General features: G+C 39.3%; 19 protein-coding genes. 1 reads left to right on the top strand and 18 read right to left on the bottom strand.

Features of this window, described 5'->3' with window-relative positions; translation table 11 throughout:
- Nucleotides 1-548: 548 nt before the first annotated feature.
- The 8 genes from AC1UFB_RS04740 to mce form a co-directional block, all read right to left on the bottom strand.
- Nucleotides 549-761 carry a hypothetical protein gene (locus AC1UFB_RS04740; protein ID WP_025909784.1) on the bottom strand — a complete coding sequence of 71 codons (213 nt, stop codon included), beginning with the start codon at nucleotides 759-761 and terminating at the stop codon, nucleotides 549-551.
- 9 nt (nucleotides 762-770) lie between these two features.
- Nucleotides 771-2249 (bottom strand): NCS1 family transporter, encoded by a 1479-nt coding sequence (locus AC1UFB_RS04735; RefSeq protein WP_328101092.1) that lies wholly within the window; start codon nucleotides 2247-2249, stop codon nucleotides 771-773.
- A 116-nt stretch (nucleotides 2250-2365) separates the two neighbouring features.
- Nucleotides 2366-3781: a dihydropyrimidinase gene (gene hydA / locus AC1UFB_RS04730; RefSeq protein WP_328101093.1), complete on the bottom strand. Its 1416-nt coding sequence runs from the start codon at nucleotides 3779-3781 to the stop codon at nucleotides 2366-2368.
- Nucleotides 3782-3807: 26 nt separating this feature from the next.
- Nucleotides 3808-5088 (bottom strand): NAD-dependent dihydropyrimidine dehydrogenase subunit PreA, encoded by a 1281-nt coding sequence (gene preA, locus AC1UFB_RS04725; RefSeq protein WP_025909781.1) that lies wholly within the window; start codon nucleotides 5086-5088, stop codon nucleotides 3808-3810.
- 23 nt (nucleotides 5089-5111) lie between these two features.
- The gene (locus AC1UFB_RS04720) at nucleotides 5112-6479 is read right to left on the bottom strand and encodes an NAD(P)-dependent oxidoreductase (RefSeq protein WP_482588637.1); all 1368 of its coding nucleotides are present in this window, start codon (nucleotides 6477-6479) and stop codon (nucleotides 5112-5114) included.
- A 243-nt stretch (nucleotides 6480-6722) separates the two neighbouring features.
- Entirely contained in the window at nucleotides 6723-7841 is a 1119-nt protein-coding gene (locus AC1UFB_RS04715; protein ID WP_328101096.1) for a tripeptidase T, read from the bottom strand.
- A gap of 25 nt (nucleotides 7842-7866) precedes the next feature.
- Nucleotides 7867-9417, bottom strand: a complete 1551-nt coding sequence (locus tag AC1UFB_RS04710; RefSeq protein ID WP_025909778.1) for an acyl-CoA carboxylase subunit beta — start codon at nucleotides 9415-9417, stop codon at nucleotides 7867-7869.
- 3 nt (nucleotides 9418-9420) lie between these two features.
- On the bottom strand, nucleotides 9421-9834 hold the full coding sequence (gene mce, locus AC1UFB_RS04705) for a methylmalonyl-CoA epimerase (protein WP_025909777.1): 414 nt from the start codon (nucleotides 9832-9834) through the stop codon (nucleotides 9421-9423).
- A gap of 155 nt (nucleotides 9835-9989) precedes the next feature.
- Here mce and prli42 point away from each other — a divergent pair, with 155 nt between their 5' ends.
- The gene (gene prli42, locus AC1UFB_RS04700) at nucleotides 9990-10085 is read left to right on the top strand and encodes a stressosome-associated protein Prli42 (RefSeq protein WP_152545186.1); all 96 of its coding nucleotides are present in this window, start codon (nucleotides 9990-9992) and stop codon (nucleotides 10083-10085) included.
- Between the two features lie 29 nt (nucleotides 10086-10114).
- On the opposite strand, the gene AC1UFB_RS04695 is transcribed toward prli42, so the two are convergent.
- The 10 genes from AC1UFB_RS04695 to AC1UFB_RS04650 form a co-directional block, all read right to left on the bottom strand.
- Complete coding sequence (locus tag AC1UFB_RS04695) at nucleotides 10115-10621, bottom strand: L,D-transpeptidase (RefSeq protein WP_025909776.1); 507 nt, start codon at nucleotides 10619-10621, stop codon at nucleotides 10115-10117.
- A gap of 63 nt (nucleotides 10622-10684) precedes the next feature.
- Nucleotides 10685-11635, bottom strand: coding sequence for an aromatic acid exporter family protein (locus AC1UFB_RS04690; protein WP_100346848.1), 951 nt, complete (start codon nucleotides 11633-11635; stop codon nucleotides 10685-10687).
- Between the two features lie 378 nt (nucleotides 11636-12013).
- Nucleotides 12014-12736, bottom strand: coding sequence for an amino acid ABC transporter ATP-binding protein (locus AC1UFB_RS04685; protein ID WP_025909774.1), 723 nt, complete (start codon nucleotides 12734-12736; stop codon nucleotides 12014-12016).
- Nucleotides 12729-13388, bottom strand: a complete 660-nt coding sequence (locus AC1UFB_RS04680; protein WP_025909773.1) for an amino acid ABC transporter permease — start codon at nucleotides 13386-13388, stop codon at nucleotides 12729-12731. Before AC1UFB_RS04680 ends, AC1UFB_RS04685 begins: the two co-directional genes overlap by 8 nt.
- A 32-nt stretch (nucleotides 13389-13420) precedes the next feature.
- Complete coding sequence (locus AC1UFB_RS04675) at nucleotides 13421-14215, bottom strand: transporter substrate-binding domain-containing protein (protein WP_025909772.1); 795 nt, start codon at nucleotides 14213-14215, stop codon at nucleotides 13421-13423.
- A 243-nt stretch (nucleotides 14216-14458) separates the two neighbouring features.
- A complete protein-coding gene (locus AC1UFB_RS04670; RefSeq protein WP_482588635.1) occupies nucleotides 14459-14677 on the bottom strand; it encodes a hypothetical protein in 219 nt (72 codons plus the stop codon).
- A 116-nt stretch (nucleotides 14678-14793) separates the two neighbouring features.
- Nucleotides 14794-15231, bottom strand: a complete 438-nt coding sequence (locus tag AC1UFB_RS04665) for a BrxA/BrxB family bacilliredoxin (protein WP_025909220.1) — start codon at nucleotides 15229-15231, stop codon at nucleotides 14794-14796.
- 91 nt (nucleotides 15232-15322) lie between these two features.
- Nucleotides 15323-16324 (bottom strand): methylmalonyl Co-A mutase-associated GTPase MeaB, encoded by a 1002-nt coding sequence (meaB, locus tag AC1UFB_RS04660; protein WP_100346846.1) that lies wholly within the window; start codon nucleotides 16322-16324, stop codon nucleotides 15323-15325.
- A 4-nt stretch (nucleotides 16325-16328) separates the two neighbouring features.
- The gene (gene scpA, locus AC1UFB_RS04655; protein WP_100346845.1) at nucleotides 16329-18485 is read right to left on the bottom strand and encodes a methylmalonyl-CoA mutase; all 2157 of its coding nucleotides are present in this window, start codon (nucleotides 18483-18485) and stop codon (nucleotides 16329-16331) included.
- Nucleotides 18478-20430, bottom strand: coding sequence for a methylmalonyl-CoA mutase family protein (locus AC1UFB_RS04650; protein WP_157803522.1), 1953 nt, complete (start codon nucleotides 20428-20430; stop codon nucleotides 18478-18480). The genes scpA and AC1UFB_RS04650 overlap by 8 nt, the downstream gene beginning before the upstream one ends.
- Between the last annotated feature and the right edge of the window lie 144 nt (nucleotides 20431-20574).

Below are 20574 nucleotides of genomic sequence, written 5' to 3'. Positions count from 1 at the left end.
CAAAGATAAAATTACTGAAAATTTAGATTTTTATAAAGCGCTGAATTGTTTTAATGCAACACTAGTGGTATATTTAACGTTTACATTTTTGTTTCAAAAAAACTTTTATACTATACTATTTACTACAAATCCCTCCCTAACTAAACCCTTTTCCCATTGTTGTAAATGAAATGTAATAACTGTTTGTAATACGTAACACTTGACATGAATAGTAACGAAAAAAATATGAGTTAGTTTCACTTTTTGCTCTATTTTTCAAAATAAATAAGAGTTTGGGACATAACAAAATGATTGCTTCTAAAAGACGAACACTAGCTGTTCCCATCTCTTTGATTTGTCTGAACACGTTCGTTCCATTGCGCTACGGTCACTCGCTTTCCGCCGGGAGGAACCTGAGCTTCCTCGCTGGAGTCGAGTATCCTACGCTCCGTTCCACCCTGTTTCCAACATTGTTTTCACAATCAAAAAACCTGAGCGATTAAAAGTTATGAACTCTCAATCGTTCAGGTGTAGTAGAGGCTGAACTACTTATGTCTCAGTCTCTTATTTTATAACTGCTGAATTAATATTCCTGAAAAGTACTTTCTAGCATCCGCTGTTAAGATATGAAGCTTTTCTTTTTCAACCTTCCCTTGCTTTATGCGTTCAAACTCTAGAAATGCACCGCTCAGATTTTCTGTTACGCTTTTAATAATGAAACCTTTTTCAATAAGAAAATCAATTTTTTCACGTTCTGCAACAAAATGCTGATAGTCTGACATACCTTCACCTCAATCTGTTGAAATAGTTTGGCTGGATGCGACAGGTTGAATTACTTTCCCATCAATTGAGATCACCCAATCACGGCCAACTGTAATGCCTAGATACTTTTCATCACTTGGTGTCTCAATCTCAGCTTGTTTATAACGCTTAAACCACCAATATTTAGCTAAGACATAATAACAGATAGCGCCTACTACAAATCCAACAACAAAAGAATAAGTTGATAGAAAGTAAGCACTTGTTCCACCTATAGTCCATGCAAGTAAACCAGCTATATTAAAGCCATAAAAGTAGCGATACTGTCCATTCTCTTCATATAGCTCTGTCACGTTTACTCTACGCTTTCGTAATAAGTAGTAATCGGCAAACAAGATACCAACAATGGCCGATAAAATTCCACCGACAATTAACAATGCAGGGACAATAATACCAAACAAACTCCATGGTTGAACAATCGTCCCCACAATACCAGCGATGAATACCCCAACCCCAAATGGCACTTTAGGTCCACCAACATTTGAAAAAATCGTTGCAGCTGGAATCAAATTCGCTGAGATATTTGTTGACCACTGGGCAAATACAACCATTAAAAGTAATACTCCAAGCGCGAAGCCAGACGCAGCTTCTTGAAGCGCTACTACTGGATCATAGTTTTTCACGGCAATATAAGAGACACCACCAATGATAACCATAAATGTTTGAGTTAGCGGCAATGCCACTACGCTTCCTACAAGAGCTCCTTTATTGCGTTTTACCCAGCTCCGCTCATGTGTAGGTGCTTTAATAAACCTTGAGATAGACGGAATATCTGCTGCAAGCGTTGCCCAAAACCCCATGTTACTCATAATGACTACGATAAATGCTGTAACAGCTGCCCCTCCTGTCACCGGACTTTCAATCCACCCCCATACCTCTCTACCTTGAGAAAGAGCTTGGTCCGACAGAGTCGTATACATCCAGGCTGAAATAATGATGATAACTGGGGCTGCTAGGTCCGTAAAGCGTTCAACTGCTTTAATTCCAAGCGCTGTATTAATAAGCTGTAATAATGCAAAGAGAAAAAAGCATATGAGCCAGTTATTAAACCCTGCTAGAGCATTTAAAATCCCATTCATTGCCGTAGCACCAAAGTACGTATTGATTCCAAACCAACAAGATGCTGCAAGCCCTCGCATAACGGATGGAATATGAGTGCCAATTGTTCCAAATGGAGCTCTCATATAGACTGGAAATGATAAACCATGTTCAATCCCAATATCGGCAATAATGGTCACAAATAAACCAATCGCAATTGATCCAATCACGGTTGCTACTACAACCCAGCCGAGAGATAAGCTTTGCACACCGGACCCTCCGATTGCAAATGCGGCTAATACAACCGCCATACTAACCCACATTAATGAAAAACCAAGCGTTCCAATTTTACGGTTTTGATGCGCAACAGGTAATAAATCCGGTGATTTTAAATAGCTTCCTGATTTTTTCATTTCTTGCACCCCTCATACTATTTAGTAAACGCGTTACATTCATCATGAAGGCTGTTTTCTCTCTATTTATATACATAGGGGTTGCGCTATGCTATAAGCACAGCGCAGTAGCATAATTACAGTTTTACTGGGGATTGCTGAGCTTCATTACGCTCATTAAATTTTGACCGCTTGATATACTCACCATAACCACTCTTACCAACAAATTGCTTTTCTTTAATCACAAATTCTCCTCTACACAATACTGAAACCGGCTCACCCGTAATTTCCATTCCTTCAAACGCACTATAATCAACAGCCATGTGATGTGTTTCAGCAGAAATTTTACGCTTGACAGTTGGGTCAAAAATTAATAGGTCCGCATCGCTTCCTACAGCGATTGTGCCTTTTTTCGGATATAATCCAAATAGCTTAGCAGTGCGAGTAGATGTTACGTCTACAAATTGATTAAGCGTAATCTTCCCTTTCTGTACACCTTCTGAAAATAAGATGCTCATACGGTCTTCAATAATAGGACCGCCATTTGGAATCTTTGTAAAATCATTCTTACCTAAATCTTTTTGCCCATTAAAATCAAATGAACATTGATCAGACCCAATCGTTTGTAAATCTCCATTTTTTAATGCGTTCCATAACACTTCTTGGTTCCACTTTTCACGAAGAGGTGGTGACCAGACGTATTTAGCTCCTTCAAAATTAGGTTTTTCTAAGTAGGATTCATCTAATACTAAATATTGCGGACATGTTTCACCCCAAATATTCACGCCTCGATTTCGAGCCTGAGCAATTTGATTCACCGCTTCAGCACAAGATACATGCACTACATATAGCTGTGAATCAGCAAGACCTGTAAAACAAGCTGCTCTACCTGTTGCCTCACCTTCAATCTCTGGAGGTCTTGTACGCGCATGGTAAATTGGATCTGTACTTCCTGCTTCTAACGCTTTCTTCGTTAAATAGTCAATCACGTCTCCGTTTTCAGCATGTACCATAACTAATGCCCCAAGCTCTTTTGCTTGAATAAGCGTTTGATAAAGGGTCGCATCGTCCGCTTGAAATACATCTTTATACGCCATGAATACTTTGAACGACGTAATCCCTTCATCTTCAACAATAGTAGGAAGTTGTTCTAATACCTGATCGTTCATCTCTCCAATCATCAGGTGGAAGCTATAGTCAATAGCTGCTTTCCCTTCTGATTTTGCATGCCAAGTATTAATGGCATTTTGCAACGGTTTCCCTTTATCTGTTAAGCAAAAATCAATGATAGTTGTGGTACCTCCAAACGCCGCTGCAATGGTCCCCGTTTCAAAATCATCTTTTGTGACCGTACCTCCAAATGGCATGTCTAAATGAGTATGTGGATCAATTCCTCCAGGGAAAATATAAGCTCCATTTGCGTCAACAATTTCACAACTAGACTCATCTAGTCCCTTTCCAATTGCTGCGATTTTCCCATCTTCAATTAAAATGTCTCCGCTGTACGTATCTGCTGCTGTAACGATTACTCCATTTTTCACTAATTTTTTCATAATTTGATCCCCCCTATTGTGTTTGGTTATACGTCCAGTTTTTGTGCAGATGTCATCGCAAGTGCCGCTTGTCTTTCATTCCACGTCATAGGCGGCTGCTCACTCGCTACCTCCACCATAGAGATTGCTCCATCAACAGGACAGACAATCGAGCAGAGATTACAGCCCACACAATCTTCTTCTCTTACTTGCAAATACGGTTTACCTGAAGAGTCTTTCAACATATCAATACATTGATGGGACGTGTCTTCACATGAAATATGACACTTGTTACAATTAATACATGTATTGGGGTCAATTCGAGCCACAACTTTATAATTTAAATCAAGATTTCCCCAATCAGAGTATTTCGGAACAGCTTTTCCAACAAGATCGCTCACTTTTGCAATTCCTCGCTCATCAAGGTAGTTGTTTAGTCCATCAAGCATGTCTTCTACAATTCTAAAACCATGATGCATAGCAGCTGTGCACACTTGAACCCCAGTTGCTCCCATAAGCATAAATTCCACTGCTTCCTGCCAATTCGATACGCCTCCCATACCTGAAATCGGTACGTTAATATGAGGGCTTCTTGCACATTCAGCCACCATATTTAAGGCGATAGGCTTAACGGCTGGACCACAGTAGCCTCCATGTGCACCTTTACCAGCCACGTGGGGAATTGTGTTCCATGAATTGATATCCACTCCGGCTAAGCTATTGATAGTGTTAATCATACTCACTGCGTCCGCTCCGCCTCTTACAGCGGCTTCTGCTGTAACTGTGATGTCCGTAATATTTGGAGTCAACTTAACAATAACAGGCGTTTTCGCTACTTCTTTAGCCCAGTACGTTTGCTTTTCAACAAGGTCAGGCACCTGCCCTGAAGCTGCTCCCATTCCTCGCTCGGCCATGCCGTGAGGACAGCCGAAATTTAGCTCTAAACCGTCAACGCCTACATCTTCTACACGTTTTACAATTTCATGCCATTTCTCCTGTTTTGGTTCAACCATTAAAGAAGCAATGATAGCATGGTCAGGAAATTTCTTTTTGGTCTCATAGATTTCTTTTAAATTAACCTCAAGCGGCCGATCCGTAATAAGCTCAATATTATTAAAACCCGCTACGCGCTGGCCGTTAAAGCTCACCGCTGCAAACCGTGAAGATACATTTAAAATTGGATCTCCAAGCGTTTTCCAAACTGCTCCGCCCCATCCTGCTTCAAAGGCACGCTGTACTTGATACCCCGAGTTTGTAGGCGGCGCTGATGCTAGCCAAAATGGATTGGGTGATTTAATACCTGCTAAGTTTATGCGTAAATCTGCCATACTTGTTTCCCCCTCTCGTTTGTTTAAGCTGTTTCAATTGCTTCTTTCTTTAACTGAGCATGAATGCCATATGCCGTTTGCTTCCCTTGCTGTGCAGCCGTCACAACCATGGCTTCACCTTGCCCTTTTCCAAATACAACGTCACCACAAGCAAAGACTTTAGGGTTTGAGGTTTGGAATGTATCTTGATCAATTAGTACGACTCCACCATCTTGCTTTAATTCAAACTGATTAATTAAAGATAAGTAACGCTCTTGCCCAATTGCTTTAATAACAGCATCCACTTTAATTAAGAACTCTGACCCTTCTATTGGTACAGGCTTTTTACGTCCATCACCTTCCGATTCTTTTAGTTCCATTTTGATACATTCAATACCTGTTACTTCATTTTTGTCATTTCCAACAATTCTCACAGGTGCTGTTAACCATCGAAACTCTACACCGTCTTGCTTGGCAAATTCATATTCAAAACCATAGGCTGTCATTTCAGCACTCGTTCTACGGTATAGAATTTTTACATTTTTTGCCCCTAATCGCATGGAACATGTTGCTCCATCAATCGCTGTATTTCCTGCACCAACAACCGCTACTTTTTTCCCCACAAACTCTGTAGTCAACGCTTCTGATTTTGTTTGCTTCACAAAGTCAATTGCATCATAAACTCCCTTTAGGTGTTCTCCTTCAATACCTAAATTTGGAACTTTACTCATTCCAATAGCAAGAACGACTGCATCATAGTTCTCTAAAAGTTCACTCGGCATCACGTCTTCACCAACACGCATGTTTGTTTTAATTTCAACGTCTAGGGCTTTTACTTGCTGTACCTCCCAAAAAGAAATAGCTTGAGGGAGTCGAAACGATACAATTCCATAGGTATTTAACCCTCCTGCTTCTTTTTCTGCTTCAAAGATTGTCACAGCATATCCAAACCGAGCTAGCTCTCTGGCAGCTGAAAGCCCAGCGGGTCCTCCGCCTACAATAGCAACCCGCTTTCCGTTTGGCTTACCTTTTGTAAATAACACCTGTTCATTTTGAATAGCCCAGTCAGTAGCATAACGCTGAAGATCACCAATCATAATAGGTTTAGTCGAATGATTTAATACACATGCCCCTTCACAAAGCTCTTCTGTTGGACAAACCCTCGCACAGCTCGCTCCAACAGGATTCGATGTCATAATCGTTTGAGCGGACCCCTTTAAGTTTCCAGATGCAATTTTTTTAATAAACGTTGGTATATCAATGCTCGTTGGACAAGCTTGAATACAAGGAGCATCGTAACAGTACAAACATCGATTAGCTTCTTCAATAGCTTCTTGATTTGGCAAGCCTTTTTCAACTTCACTAAAGTTCTCTACAATTGCTTGAAGCATCGGCTGAGCTGAAGATTTCATAAATCCATCCCCCTTCTAAATTGCTTTATATCGATTATATATGAAATCGCTTACATATTTTTTTATTAACTTTCCCCCGATTGGTTTCACTCCTTTGTGTTGAGGTTTTAAGCTTATAATCCATTTTACTGAAGAAACGTGCTGTTTACATTATACAAAATGTCAAAAAATTCAAACTTTATATTAGCCGATATGTAAAAAGCTTGAGCGACAAGGCCCAAGCTTTTTACAATGTGATTATTATCATTTTGCTACTTCTTTGATAATCGATACAACCAGCTCTGATGTTTTTACAAGTTCTTCAACTGGAATTTTTTCACTTGTGGTATGAATATCTTCATAGCCTACAGCTAAGTTTACAGTTGGAATATCAAAACCTGCAATGACGTTTGCATCGCTGCCACCGCCGCTTTGTAGCAAGCGTGAAGGACGACCGATATTGGCAACCGCTTTTTTTGCTACTTCTACAACATGGTCTCCATCGCTAAATTTAAAGCCAGGATACATCACTTTAATATCTACTTCAGCTCTTCCTCCCATGTCACTTGCTGCAGATTCAAATGCTTCCTTCATTTTTGCCACTTGCGCTTCCATTTTTTCAGGAACCAATGAACGAGCTTCTGCTAAGATCGATACGTAGTCGCACACAATATTCGTTTGCGTTCCACCTTCAAAGCGACCAATATTCGCCGTTGTTTCTTCATCAATACGCCCTAGGGGCATACGTGAAATCGCTTTTGAGGCAATGGTAATTGCCGATACTCCACGCTCAGGTGCTACACCAGCGTGAGCTGTTTTTCCATAAATATCTGCTTTGACTTTTGCTTGCGTTGGAGCAGCAACAATAATATCGCCCACTTTTCCATCGCTATCAAGCGCATAGCCAAATTTTGCCGTTACAAGCTTTGGATCTAATGCTTTCGCTCCAACTAATCCAGATTCCTCTCCAACTGTGATGACAAACTCAATGGTACCGTGCTCAATATTTTGCTCTTTTAGCACTTGAATAGCTTCTAGCATCGCTGCCAATCCAGCCTTATCATCAGCTCCTAGAATCGTTGTTCCATCGCTTTTAATATAACCGTCTTCAATAGATGGCTTAATGCCTTTTCCAGGAACAACCGTATCCATATGAGAAGTAAAATAAATGGTATCTACTCCTTCTTTTGTTCCTGGAAGAGTACAAATTAAATTACCTGCACCATGTCCAGTTTCAGCTGTTGTATCATCTTCAACAACTTTTACTCCTAAAGCCGTGAATTTTTCCGTTAATACTTTTGCAATCTCGGCTTCATACTTTGTTTCTGAATCAACTTGTATAAGTTCTAAAAATAGATCAACTAGACGTCGCTCATTAACCATAATATGTAATCCCTCCAAAATTAACCTACAATGGTATGTTACCATGTTTTCGCTGTGGACGCTCTTCCTTTTTATTGTGCAACATTTCGAGTGCTTGTATTAATTTTATTCTTGTATCTCTTGGATCAATCACATCATCTACCATACCCCCCCTCGCCGCAACGTATGGATTAGCAAACTTATCGCGATACTGCTCAATTTTTTCAGCTCGAACTTCTTCGGGAGCATCACTACTTTGGATTTCGTTCGCAAAAATAATATTGGCAGCTCCTTGAGGACCCATAACGGCAATTTCAGCGTTTGGCCAAGCATATACCATATCTGCACCAATTGATTTACTATTTAGCGCAACATAAGCTCCACCGTAGGCTTTTCGTAAAATCACCGTAATTTTCGGAACAGTTGCCTCAGAATAGGCATATAAAATTTTAGCACCGTGACGAATGATACCGCCATGTTCTTGCTTAATACCAGGAAAGAATCCTGTTACATCTTCAAACGTAATGAGTGGAATATGAAAAGAGTCACAAAACCTTATAAAACGTGCAGCTTTGTCTGAGGAGTTAATATCTAAGCTGCCAGCCATAAACTTTGGTTGATTACAAACCAGCCCGACCACGTTTCCATTCAAGCGAGCTAAGCCGACTACAATGTTTTTAGCAAAATCTTTTTGTACTTCTAAAAATGTTCCTTCGTCTACGACGTGGTCAATAACATGGCGAACATCATATGGTCTGACAGCATCAAAAGGCACAACATCCAATAATTCTGGGCGGTCATTGCTTTGATCATTATAAGGGACACTCGGTGGCTTTTCAGCATTAGATAAAGGCAAGTAGCTTAGTAAGAGGCGAACCTGCTCAAGCACTTCTTCTTCTGAACTTGCGCTAAAATGAGCATTTCCACTAATTTCATTATGAACAGCAGCTCCACCCAAATTTTCTGCTGTGATTGTTTCACCCGTTACTGTCTCAATCACTTTCGGTCCTGTAATAAACATTTGGCTCGTCTTTTCCACCATAAATACAAAATCAGTGATGGCTGGTGAGTATACTGCACCACCTGCACATGGTCCCATAATCACGGAGATTTGAGGGATGACTCCTGAATAAATGGCGTTTCGATAAAAAATTTGACCGTATCCGTCTAACGACATCACGCCTTCTTGAATTCGCGCTCCACCCGAGTCATTTAATCCAATAAAAGGAACACCAGTTTTCGCTGCTAGGTCCATTACATTGACGATTTTTTTGGCATGCATTTCTCCAAGCGCACCGCCAAACACCGTGAAATCTTGAGAAAACAAATAAATGCCTCGTCCATTCACTTTACCGTACCCAGTGACAACACCGTCTCCAGGACCTGCTTGTGTATTCATATTAAAGTCCAGACAGCGGTGTTCTATAAAAGGCTGAACTTCAACAAATGTTCCTTCATCAACCAATAAGTCAATGCGTTCTCTAGCCGTTAGTTTTCCTTTGAAATGTTGCTTTTCAATTTTTTGATCTCCGCCCCCTTGTTCAATTTTGCGGCGCTTGTCGTATAGCTCATTTAGTTTTTCATAAATATCAACCATGTGCTATTCCTCCTCTGTTGGTTTCTTTTCACAAAGTTCATACAAAACCCCTGCGGTGGACGACGGGTGTAAAAAAGCAATGGAAGCACCACCAGCTCCTAATCTTGGCTCATGATCAATCATTTTAATTCCACGTTCTTTCAGCTCTTGAATGCGATCTTCAATGCTTCCAACACCAAAGGCAATGTGGTGTATACCCTCTCCACGTTTTTGAAGAAATTTAGCGACTGGACTGCTATTATTTAAAGGTTCAAGAAGTTCGATTTTCGAATCACCGCATTGAAAAAAAGCTACCTTTACACCTTGATTTTCTACTTTTTCTATCCCTAAACATAGTAAGCCGAGCTGCCTCTCATAAAATGCTTTGATGTTATCAATAGAGTGAACAGCGATGCCAATATGATCAATTTTATTCATATTCCCACCCCCTAAAAAAGCGTTTTCATTTAGACATATTCTTGAATGAATCTTCATTCTCCTTCTTAAAACGAAAGCGAATAAAGAAGTTGCTTGTCCCATTTCCCTGCTACATGTAAAATAGAAAAAAAGGTTGTGAGAGGAGCTACTCTTTTATGTCGAATAAAAAATGGCAAAAAATTGTGGTCTATTTAATGCTGGGAACGATGATAATCACAACTGTTCTTGCTGGCATTACAATGTGGCTATAATAAAAGGTAGGTGATGAATCACCTACCTTTTATTGCACTACTATTCCTTTTTCCTTCGCTAGATCTTCAAAGGATTTTCCACTGGTCACAATCCATACTTTTGTTCCAAGAGGAACCTTTTCATAAAGCTCAACAACGCGTTCATTTCGAAGCCTTATGCACCCATTAGAAACATACTTGCCGATAGAGTTTGGCTGGTTTGTACCATGAATTCCATAAATTCGCCCATCTGTGTCTTTTGCATCAAATCCAATCCACCTCAACCCAAGTGGATTAGTAGGGTCTCCCCCTTCTATCTTATCTTTTCGATAATAAGGGTTTGCTGCTTTAACTGTGATAGTGAACTCGCCTTCTGGTGTTAAATCTTTTGTTCTTCCCGAACCCACTTTAATAACATTCTCTACCTTGCCGTGTTCAATATATGCTAATTCATTTGTCTGTTTATTTACAATAATAAAAGGGTCAGCTGGTAAAGGATTTGCTCCCAGCGGCCAAATTGGTGATACAAGTACTAAAATAAGAAACATGACGTGCATACAATTCAACCCCTTACGCTTTTTCTTATTGTTCGTAAGGGGTTGCTACAACATGCATATTGTTTACGTAATTTTTAAGCTTTGTTTAATAATTAAATATTGCTCTATTTCCTTTACAAAGTGTAACAGATTTGCTCGTGCTTCGAATTCTTCACGAGACTTAGGTAGCTCCATGCATTGAAAAGATTCCTTGAGCTGCTCCAGCTTTAATAAAAAAAGCTTTGCTGTGTTACCCGGATGAATAGAAAAGCTTAATTCTTCAATAAAATCAGCAATCATATATCTTTGTTCAACCACAAGGTCAATTGATGTAAGAAGAGGAAGAGTACGTTCTAGAATTTCTAATTGTTTTTCACGAATTTTAAAGTATCGATAATAATAATTTTCTGAACGTACAAAATGGTTTTCAACATCACGGAAAGCTAGACTTTTAGCTTTTTCTAAGAGCACTGCTGTATCGGCAATTTCTTTGCCAGACCAAGTGCTTTCGTTTCTTCTTAAATAAAGCGCCATTTCTTTAAGAATGATATGAAAATTCTCTTCAATGTCCTGCTGATACTGACGAAGCTCTTTGTCTAAGCTTGGCATGTATAAATTCACAAGAAGCGCTACGCCAATACCAACCACAATGAGCCCTAATTCATTGAAAACAATTTGCCACGTCATATTTTCAATGGAGTAAATGTGCAGTAAAATAACTGAACTTGTTACAATTCCTCCGTTGACCTTTAAAATAACGGTTAACGGAATAAAAAATAGCAGCATCAATCCGATGACCGCTGGATGATAAGCAATTCCTTCAAAGAAAATAAATGAAAATAAAATTGAAATCGAACAAGCTACAAAGCGATCAAACGCACTTTGCAACGATTTTTTCTGTGAATTTTGTATACATAAGATTGTAATAATTCCTGCTGATGGGAAAAACTCAAGGCCGATGAGCTGTGCAATGCTAATTGCGAGTGCAGTACCTACGGCTGTTTTAAAGGTTCGATAACCAATTTTATACTTCATATCGTCAAAGCTCCTAAACAGTTCCTTTTTTATAAGTTATTCATAACACTATTATTTATTAACATGTTTCATTCAATTACGCAATGCTTCTCGCTATTTATAAATTAAAAAAAGAGTTTGGGACATAACAAAACGATTGCTTCTAAAAGACGAACACTAGCTGTTCCCATCTCTTTGATTTGTCTCCACACGTTTGTTCCATTGCGCTACGGTCACTCGCTTTCCCGCAGGAGTCGAGTGTCCTACGCTTCATTCCACCCTGTTTCCAACATTGTTTTCACAATCAACAAAAAACCTGAACGATTAAAAGTTATGAACTCTCAATCATTCAGGTATAGTAGAGGCTGAACTACTTATATCTCAGTCTCTTTTTGATTATTATAAGATTTTTTCAAGAAAATCCTTCGCACGCTTACTTTTAGGTGCTGTAAAAAACTCAGCCGGAGGTGAATCTTCCACTAGGCGGCCGCCATCTAAGAATAAAACACGATCTGCTACTTCGCGCGCAAAGCCCATTTCATGCGTAACGATAACCATTGTCATACCCGTTTCAGTTAGTGATTTCATTACATCTAATACTTCTTTTACCATCTCTGGGTCTAAAGCAGATGTTGGTTCATCAAAAAGCATAATTTCTGGTTCCATCGCAAGAGCACGAGCAATAGCAACACGCTGCTTTTGACCTCCTGAAAGTCGACTTGGATACTCGTTTGCTTTTTCAGCTAGTCCGACTTTAGTTAGTAGTTCCATTCCTTTGCTCTTCGCCTCTTCTTTTGAGATTCCTTTAACTGTAGTAGGCGCGTATGTTAAGTTTTCAAGCACCGTCATATGAGGAAACAGATGAAAGTGCTGAAATACCATCCCGACATTTTGTCGCACGTTTATAATGTTTGTCTTCGCATTTGTAATTTCTTGATCAGCTATTGTAATGGCTCCACTAGTTGGCTGTTCAAGTAAATTCATACAGCGCAAAAACGTTGATTTCCCGGAACCTGATGGACCGATTACGGCGACTACTTCTTTTTCTTTAATAACTGTTGAAATGCCTTTTAGAACTTCATTTTGGCCAAAGGACTTGTGTAAGTTTTCAATTTTAATCACCTTTTCTCATTCTCCTCTCGATCACTTTACCAAGGAGCGTTAAGCCCATTACCATGATGTAATAAATTAATCCTGCAAATAACAGAGGTTCAAAATACGCAAACTTTTCTCCTCCAACGATATATGCACGTCTCATAATATCAAGCGCACCGATAACCGTTACAAGTGCTGATTCTTTCGTAAGCGTAATAAACTCATTCATTAAAGCTGGTAAAATGTTTTTTAAAGCTTGAGGCATAATGACTTGGCCCATCATTTTACGATATGGAATTCCTAAAGCAAGAGCAGCTTCACGTTGTCCTTTATCGACTGCTAAAATACCAGCACGAATAATTTCAGAGATATATGCAGCTGAGTTTAATCCGAATGCAGCAACTGCAGCAGGAAATGGCGCAATATCAAAACCTAAAATTTGTGGTAACCCAAAATAAATAAGCAATAATTGCAGTACGAGCGGCGTACCACGAAAGATTGATGTATAAAGATCAGCTAACCAAATGAGCGGTTTTGAACGACTAATTTTAAATAGAGATAAGATTGTCCCTAGTACAAAACCGACAATGGCTGAAGCTAAAACTATTTGAATCGTCACCCCTATCCCTTTTAAAATATAAGGGATTGAAGGCACGATTTGTGAAAAGTCCAAATTCATGCCTGTTTTCCTTCCTCTCCGTTCATTGTCTCTTATTCTTTACTATCAAACCATTTAACGATTAGCTCTTCTAACTCTCCGCTTTCTTTCATTTCTTGTAGTTCTTTATTAAACTCATCCGTTAGCTTGCTGTCTTTAGGAAATGCAATGGCAGAACCTTTGTTAGAGTCTTCTCTTCCTGTTTCTACAAGTTGTAACGTATCATCTTTTGCTACATAGCCTTTTGCTACTGTATCCTCAATGATTGCTACATCAATACGATTTGACTTCATTTCTTGAATCAATTGTGGAATACGATCGCGACTTTCAATTTTAATGTCTACTTCTTCTGATAATGTTTTTGCTTCATCTTCTTGAATAGATGCTGTTTGAACACCTACTGTTTTTCCGTTCAGCTCTTCAATGCTATTAATCGGCTCGTCCTTTTTAGATACAAGTACATTTTTCGCCTCGTAATATACATCAGAGAAGTCTATGTTCTTTTTACGCTCTTCCGTCGGCGTCATTCCTGCTAAAACAAAGTCCACTTTTTTAGACTGTAAAGATGGAATTAAGCTACCGAACTCCATATCGACAACTTGTACTTCATAACCTAGCTCTTTACCAATTGCTTTTGCTAAATCAATATCGAAACCGACCGGCTCGCTGTCACCTTTTGCTGTATCAATATACTCAAACGGTGGATAATCAGCTGAAGTTCCCATTTTTAAAACTTTTGCATCCTCACTGCCTCCGCCTCCATTTGAAGCACCTTCACCAGCACCACAAGCAGCTAATGCTCCCGCTGTTAACAACCCTATAACTGTTACTGATAGCCATTTTTTCATTTTCATGTCACGTTTCCCCCAATTTTAATATTTTCTTAAAATTAATAATATTATGAAATAAGTTTTTCCTTATTGCAAGTCATTGTAAAAAAATAAATATATATTCATGTAACTGTATTTTAACACGTATTTATATTTATGCAACACTTTTTTTAAATATAGATTTAACTATATGAAAATACCTATCCACCATTTTCCATAACTATGTGAATCATGTATAAAAAATTGATATTACAAATATTTTTACCAAAAATAAAAAGTTTGGGACATAACAAAATGATGGCTTCTAAAAGACGAACACCAGCTGTTCCCATCTCTTTGGTTTGTCTGAACACATTCGTTCCATTGCGCTACGGCCACTCGCTTTCCGCGGGGAGGAACCTGAGCTTCCTCGCTGCGCTGCGGGATCTCAGTTTTCCCTCTCTTTCCCGCAGGAGTCGAGTGTCCTACGCTCCATTCCACCCTGTTTCCAACATTGTTTTCACAATCAACAAAAAACCTGAACGATTAAAAGTTATGAACTCTCAATCGTTCAGGTATAGTAAGGACTGAACTACTTATGTCCCAGCCTCTTTTATTTATACTTCTTCACAGTATTGATCAAACGCTTCTTGAAGTTTTGTTACAACTGACATTGGCTCATGTCCTTCAATTTCATGACGCTCTACCATTGTCATAATTTTACCATCTTTTAATAATGCAAATGATGGTGAAGATGGTGGGTAGCCTTCAAAATATTCTCTAGCGCGAGCCGTTGCTTCTTTATCTTGGCCAGCGAATACCGTAACTAGATTCGTTGGGCGCTTATCGTAATGAACGGAATGAGCAGCTGCTGGTCTAGCAATCCCTCCTGCACATCCACAAACTGAGTTAACCATTACTAATGTTGTACCGGGCTTTTGAAACGCTTCCTCTACATCTTCAGCCGTCGTTAATTGCGTGTAACCTGCAGCTTCAATCTCTTGACGCGCTTGGCGAACAACATCATTCATAAATAAATTAAAATCGATGTTCATCTTTTTACCTCCTTTAGTTAGCTACTTTTATCATAGCAAACCATGACTTAAAACGCGATTTCTTTGGCTTATGTTTACGAAAAAATTATTGTTACTTTATCGGTTGGTTTACTTGTTTATACTGATGAATTATTGTCTCAAATGCTTCCTCCATTGTTATGTCTCCTTTTTGCATACGTTGCTCAACATCTTTTAGCGTATCACGTAGCTCTTGCTTACCATAAAAAGACTCGTACAGATAATCAGCAATTCTCGACTGTAGCCATGAAGAAAGTTGAAGACCTCGCTTTTGCTCAAATCGTTCATTTTGTATTAGCCAGCTCTTGTAATCCAAGATGTGATTCCATAAGCTAATCAAATCACCTGTCTGGTAAACAGATGTTGTTAATACCCTTGGCTGCCAACTAGATGAATGAGCATATAGAAATGAAATAACGGACTCATACTCTCTTTTCGTCAGTACTGCTTTTTGTCGATTATCTCCATCCGCTTTATTTACACAAATCAAGTCGGCTAGCTCTAAGATTCCTTTTTTAATTCCTTGAAGCTCATCTCCTGCACCTGTTAAAACAAGAAGAACAAAGACATCAACCATTTGCTTAACGATTCCTTCACCTTGCCCCACGCCCATCGTTTCTATAAAAATGACGTCATATCCCGCTGCTTCGCATAAAAGAACAGCTTCTCTCGTCTTGCGATGAACCCCACCTAATGTTCCTTGCGAAGGAGACGGTCGAACAAAAGCTCTTGGATGCTTAGCAAGCTGCTCCATTCGCGTTTTATCACCTAAGATACTTCCACCAGATACCGTACTGCTTGGATCAATCGCAAGTACTGCTATTCGGTATCCTTGATCACATAAATAAGTTCCAAATGCATTAATTAACGTACTTTTCCCTGCTCCTGGTACACCTGTAAATCCAATCCGAATCGATTTTCCAGTATGCGAATAAATTTCTTTCATTAACTGTTGAGCCAGGTGTTTATGCTTAGCAGCCTGACTTTCAATTAAGGTAATAGCTTGTGCTAAAGCAGCTCGGTTTTTTCCTAAAAGCCCTTCTTTATACTGAGACACTGTTTTTAATTTGGTCATATAATTACTCATCCACCGCTAGCTTTTCTTTAATCTTATCTAACACGTGGATAGCTGCTTTTGGAATGACCGTACCTGGACCGAAAATAGCTGCTGCTCCGCTTGCTTCTAAAAAAGGATAATCTTGCTTTGGAATAACTCCTCCAACAATGACTAAAATATCTTCTCTACCGTGTAAACGCAGCTGCTCAACAAGCTGTGGAAGTAGCGTTTTATGTCCAGCAGCAAGCGAGCTAAACCCTACGACGTGAACATCATTTTCAATTGCTTGCACAGCAGTTTCTTCAGGCGTTTGAAAAAGCGGACCAACATCCACATCAAAGCCTAGATCCGCAAATGCTGTAGAAATGACTTTTGCTCCGCGATCATGACCGTCCTGACCCATTTTGGCAACTAGGATTCTTGGTCTTCTTCCCTCTTCTTCTAAGAAGTCATCTGTTAACTGGCGCACTTTATCAATAAGCTCTGCTCCTTCAAATTCTGCTTGATAAACACCTTTTATTGAACGTGTAACCGCTTGATGCCTACCAGATATTTTTTCAAGAGCAAGTGATATTTCGCCTAGCGTTGCTCTTGCTCTGGCAGCTTCAACCGCTAACTCTAATAAATTTCCCTTTCCTGTTTCAGCAGCATGCGTTAAATCACGTAAAGTTTTTTCCACCTGCTTGTCATCGCGCTGATTCTTCAGTTCTTTTAATCTTTCTACCTGCGCTGTTAGCACTGCTTGATTATCAATATCTAAAATCTCTAACTCTTCTTCTTCGTTCGCTTTAAATGCATTCACACCAACAATAATTTCGGCTTTTGAATCAATTCTAGCTTGCCTTCTGGCAGCAGCTTCTTCAATTTTCATTTTCGGAACCCCAGTTTCAATTGCTTTTGCCATACCACCAAGTGATTCAATCTCTTCTAAATGACCCCAAGCTTTATGAACGAGCTCATTCGTTAGTGATTCAATATAATAAGCCCCTCCCAACGGGTCAATAACAGAACAAATAGACGTTTCATCTTGTAAATATAACTGTGTATTACGTGCAATTCTTGCTGAAAAATCCGTTGGTAGCGCAATTGCTTCATCCAATGCATTCGTATGCAGTGACTGCGTGTGCCCTGAAACTGCTGCCAGTGCTTCCACACATGTACGCACTACGTTATTGAACGGATCTTGCTCCGTTAAGCTCCAGCCAGACGTTTGCGAGTGCGTACGCAAAGCTAACGACTTGGGATTTGTTGGATTAAACTGTTTCATTAGCTTAGCCCATAGCAATCTACCGGCTCTCATTTTTGCTACTTCCATAAAGTAGTTCATTCCAACCGCCCAAAAAAATGATAGGCGTGGTGCAAAGGCATCGACTGAAATACCAGATTTTATTCCGGTTCGAACATACTCTAATCCGTCTGCTAGCGTATAAGCTAGCTCCAGGTCAGCTGGTGCTCCCGCTTCTTGCATGTGATAGCCTGAAATACTGATGCTATTAAATTTGGGCATATGCTCAGACGTATACTTGAAAATATCTGCAATAATTCTCATCGACATATCTGGAGGATAAATATACGTATTACGTACCATGTATTCTTTTAAAATATCATTTTGAATGGTACCGGCTAGCTGCTCCTTTTGCACACCTTGTTCTTCAGCAGTCACGATATAAAAAGCCATGATTGGTAATACAGCACCATTCATCGTCATTGAAACCGACATTTTATCCAGAGGAATACCATCAAAAAGCTTTTTCATGTCTAAGATTGAATCAATTGCTACCCCCGCTTTTCCTACGTCACCAACCACGCGAGGGTGATTAGAGTCATACCCTCGATGTGTTGCTAAATCAAAAGCAACAGACAATCCTTTCTGCCCTGCAGCTAAATTTCTGCGATAAAAGGCATTGCTTTCTTCTGCTGTTGAAAACCCTGCGTACTGACGAATTGTCCATGGTTTTTTCACGTACATCGTCGCGTAAGGTCCTCTTAGATATGGTGGTTTTCCTGGTGTAAAATCAAGAAATTCAATGCCTTTATAATCTTTTTCTGTATATAGAGATTTCACAAAAATTTGTTCATTTGTTTGAAAAGATTCTACAGTATGCTGCTTACTCTCCACAGCTTTCGGTTGCGTAACAGCGCCAAAATCAATATTTTCAAATTGTGGTTTTTTATACATGTTGATTCACCTCAATCCAGCGTACTAATTGCGCAAAACAATTAATTGCATTCACATTTTCATTAATGAATTCCGCAGCTCCGTCTACCTCTGATTTTGCTACAACAAATACGTAAAGCTTTTCTTGCTTATACCCATTAAGGAAGGCAAGCATATCTTTTACTTGTTCAGGTTCACCACATACTACGTATGCATGACAAGGACGCTTTTTCAACCATTCAATGGTATCCAGGTCATGATATAACGGTGAAAAAGTTTCACATTGAAATCCACCAGACTGGAAAAAATCATAAGCAAACTCTTTTTGTTGCTTAACCAATTTACTTTCTGATAATTCAATGCAACCAATAGTCAATCCTTTGGTTCTTTCACGCATCTGTTCAAACGCTTCGCTTTTTCTCCACTGATTCAAAAAGAGAATTGCTTGAGAAGGGGATTGTTCTTCATGCGCATTCACCAATAGAGAAGTTGCCGTCAATTCATTTCTTAATTGCAATTGATATTCGTAGTAGTCTTTGTTTGCAACGTTATCTTCTTCATAAGTAGTTTTACTTGGAGATACATAATGCGTAATTCCTACCATTCTTTCATTTCTGCTATGTATCTGTTCTCTTTTCTCTTCACTTACATGTTGAAGCTCACATTGAATCCAACCTGACTCTAGACATGCTTCCATACCGCCTTTAGATTCTATTTTCTGAAACAGCTTCCAAGCTTTTTCTGCAAGCTCATGCGTGTAGGATTCGATGTACCATGAGCCTCCTGCCGGGTCTATGACTCTGCCTAATTGTGATTCTTCTCGAAGCATTAGCTGCGTATTTCGTGCGAGTCGATTGGATAATTCTGTTGACTGCTTTGATATAGCATCATATGGATAAACATGGAGGCTATTTGCTCCGCCAATAATTCCAGCAAATGCTTGCAGTGTTCCTCGTAAAATATTCGTATGTAAGTCTTGAGATGAAAGCGTATGGATGGATGTATTTACATGGATGAAAGGAAGCGGTACGTCTATAGTCTGTGAAAATGCTCGAACGGCCTGAAGCCACAGTAAGCGAAATGCACGTAGTTTTGAAACTTCCATAAAAAGCTGTGAGCTTGTTGAGAATGAAAATGCCAGATGAGGTAATACATGATGTAAAGGAATATTGCGTCTTAAACATTCATCCGTATATTGTACGGCTGTTGAAAGTGCATATGCTAACTCTTGAACGGCTGTTGCCCCGCTCATGTGATACGGTTTTGTATCAATAAGTACCGTCTTTAGCGAACTTTTCTTTTCTTGTACAAAAGCAATTGCGTTTGCCATGTCATGATACAAATCAGTGATTGGAATTGGTGAATGAGCGTGTTCAGCTAATGAGCCGAGCGGATCCATTCCAACCACTCCAGCTACTTGTGATAATGTGATCCCTTCCTGTTGACAGTACGTATCGATGGATTCAATCAACGGCAGTGCCGTATATCCAGAAGGAATAAAAAGAGGTACTTCAGGTAACTGAATGTCCTTAAAAAGCGCACATAGATCTGCATAGTTAGAGAGCAAAACGCCGCTTTTTAATTCAGTAAAAGGAACTGTTAACGGATTCTTTCCTTTAATTGATATAGGATTTAACTCAATAGCCAATGACGTTTGTCCGTTATCTAATGCTTCCTTTATCATTTGATTCGCTTTCTTTGGAACGGCTACATTTATTCGTTGTGCAATATTCCATTCATTTGATACGAAATGTGAGTCTATTCCTCTTACGAACAAGTAAAACTCTTCGTCTTTTAAATGTGGTAAATCTTGCACGTCATTTTTTCGGTAAAGCGTTTTCAAAAAAATGTTCTCAAACGTTTCTTTTTCATATAGATGAGGGTCATCTTTTAGCGCTTTTTTTACTTCTTGTATCCATTCTTGCTGAGGAGTATAGGCAAATTCATGAAAGGATGGTTTATTCATCGTCATTTCCCCTTTATACTTTGATACCAAAGCCTTTTTCTACTGACACACTCTCTTTTATTTTATTACATTCTATCACTAGTGTTGCATTAATTTAAATTAACTATTAAAAAGACTCAAAATCTTCAATTTTATTATTTTAGG

This window comes from Priestia sp. KCTC 13724, assembly GCF_056820425.1.
Note: the sequence above shows the minus strand (reverse complement) of the source record. Positions and strands in the feature narration are given on the sequence as shown.